Here is a 2387-nt window from a genome sequence, read left to right on the forward strand (position 1 = left end):
AAACCAAATAACCCGACTGTCGCCGTAAGTAGAGCTAATCCCCATGCTTTAGCAGTGTAGGTATGGAAACTAGGGAATTTCTGAAACTTGATTAAACTAATTGTGAATAATATTAGTTGGATAGTAACCGCGGATAATAAAGGTACTCGAAAATTGATGATTACTTGGGGATATACTAACCAAATACTGATCGCCACACACAAATACAAACAAATATCAGCCCAGCTATCTGCTTGACGAAGTAGTTTATAATTTAGGATTTAATTTGTTCGTGGCATAGTGCGTAAAAAACGAGACTGTTTGTGGTGGAGCTACCCTTGGGACAAGAATCTGTCGCTAGAACCAGGAAGATAGTTCACGTTGATATGGATGCCTTCTACGCATCGGTGGAACAGCGAGACAACCCTAGCTACCGAGGTAAACCGTTAGTCGTCGGTGGCAGCCCGAATCAGCGAGGCGTAGTTGCAGCAGCCAGTTATGAAGCCAGAAAATTTGGCATTCACTCCGCGATGCCTTCAATAACAGCGATCGCTAAATGTCCCGCACTTATCTTGCGTTCTGCACTCTGCTGGATATCATGACATAAACCAAGCCACTTGGTGGGTGTTGAAACATCGAGGGATTTGTCTGATTGGACTTCCACTAGAAAACCTTGCATTTACAGTCGATTGGAATCTACTGCAAAGAAAGATGAAGGAAAATCTCAACAGCTATTGGGTGAGTTGGACACGAGCGCCAGGTAAAGTAGCATATTTATTAACAGATAGTGGTATTGAATGGGCTGTGCTTGGCGTTCTGCGTCTGTTTTACGTGTTGAGAGAGCATGAAATCCTCTCCAAAACGGAGGCCGGTCGATATGCATTGGTGCATCTTCCATCAAAGTGGCATCAACTTATTCAAGAGGCAATTAACCTCCGTGAAATTCGGCATGGTTCCTCTTATCGCAGCAAAGTGAGCCGCGCTGTTGAAGCAGTACGCTTCTTACGCTATGTAATTAATGTATGTAACGAACAGGCATCTTCAAGAGAAAACCTTGATATGTAACTGTAAAAGCATCATCAGTAAACTTCTTGCAGAAGTGGGGTAAAAGAGAAAGAAATGAAATTTTCCCTTTCCGTTTAATATGCACCTCAAATTAAATTCCAGTTTAAAATCCAAAACCCGAGCAGTATTGGTAGCATTCGGGCGATCGCCCAATCATCTGCCGCCCGACGACAGCAATAGCAAAGTTACAGGTATAACTAATAACTTTAAGAAACTGGATTAAAGAGAACAACGTCTACAAAGGTAAGCATTCAATTCATCATTTAATTAATTATGAAACCTTTGCTCAAATCAACTTTTAATTTTTTGGGTTCACTAACTGCCAAAGCTTTCGCAGGTACTACTGCGATTATCTTGTTATACGCTTTCATGACTAAACCAGTAGTTGCTGAAGTCCCAAGCTTTACCGATGTTAACGCTGATGTTTATGCCCAAGAGATTCAAGAGGCTGTTCAGAAAGGTCTTATTGCAGGCTTCACTTCTAATAATACCTTTCGTCCTACGTTAGAGTTAACACGGAAACAGATGATATCGATGGTAATAAACGCGCTCAGTAAGCTACCCGTAAGTAGTGCGACTGTGCCACACGACCCACCGCCAGCAGCAGGAAACTTATTGAAAGTCACCAGCAAGCCTTTTTCGGATGTAAAGGTAACTCGTTGGAGTGCTGCAATGATTGACTGGGCAAAAAATAATGGGATTATGCAAGGCTATTCTGATGGTACTTTTCGTCCTACCCAAACAGTAACTCGTGCTGAGTTGATAACGGTATTGCGTAAAGCTGTTCAGTACGCCCTGGAGGGGGGAGGAGGTTCAGGTATGATAAACAAGCAACAGGCGATAGCGTTCAGTGATATATCTAACCATTGGGCGCAAAAACAAATTATAGAGATGTCTGTCTACTGCGGTGTTGCAACTCCCGTGAATGAAACTGGAAATGCTTTTTCTCCTAATCTTGGGACACGGCGTAATTATGCAGCAGCAGCCACATTACGGATGCTCAACTGTCTTAGGAGTTAAGAGCTACGGGAGCATTGTTTGATGTATAAAAAGTAGGGTTAAGCTCCCGGTCTACCCACCCACCGTAATCGGTGAGTATGTATAACTTAGGTTACAGCGAGGGAGAAATTAAACATCCGCCAACTGAAACTCCAAAGGCTTCTCAGTAGTAAGAAATCGCTATTTAGCGATGGTCGCTTTTCGTTCCGCCGTAGGCATCGCTCTACACAGTATCATCCATCCAGCCACACTCGGAATTTTGACAATCCTAATGCACCCGTGCTGTGTAGTCGAGGTCAAACTCATATCCGCGTAAAACAATTGGAGAATGGGAGAAAATGATT

3 protein-coding genes and 1 pseudogene are annotated in these 2387 nt (G+C 43.0%); 3 read left to right on the top strand and 1 reads right to left on the bottom strand.

Going from position 1 to position 2387, the window contains the following annotated elements:
- Window positions 1-197: pseudogene (locus CDG79_RS44640) on the bottom strand (CDP-alcohol phosphatidyltransferase family protein); the annotation flags it as partial.
- Window positions 198-302: 105 nt separating this feature from the next.
- Here CDG79_RS44640 and CDG79_RS40155 point away from each other — a divergent pair.
- The 3 genes from CDG79_RS40155 (at window position 303) to CDG79_RS40165 (ending at window position 2064) form a co-directional block, all read left to right on the top strand.
- Window positions 303-581 carry a Y-family DNA polymerase gene (locus CDG79_RS40155; protein WP_223278664.1) on the top strand — a complete coding sequence of 93 codons (279 nt, stop codon included), beginning with the start codon at window positions 303-305 and terminating at the stop codon, window positions 579-581.
- A gap of 22 nt (window positions 582-603) precedes the next feature.
- Complete coding sequence (locus tag CDG79_RS40160; protein ID WP_143855749.1) at window positions 604-1044, top strand: aminoglycoside adenylyltransferase domain-containing protein; 441 nt, start codon at window positions 604-606, stop codon at window positions 1042-1044.
- Window positions 1045-1317: 273 nt separating this feature from the next.
- Window positions 1318-2064 (top strand): S-layer homology domain-containing protein, encoded by a 747-nt coding sequence (locus CDG79_RS40165; protein WP_094347001.1) that lies wholly within the window; start codon window positions 1318-1320, stop codon window positions 2062-2064.
- The last annotated feature ends 323 nt before the right edge of the window (window positions 2065-2387 follow it).

Origin of the sequence: Nostoc sp. 'Peltigera membranacea cyanobiont' 232 (assembly GCF_002245985.1) — a bacterium.
GTDB lineage: Bacteria > Cyanobacteriota > Cyanobacteriia > Cyanobacteriales > Nostocaceae > Nostoc.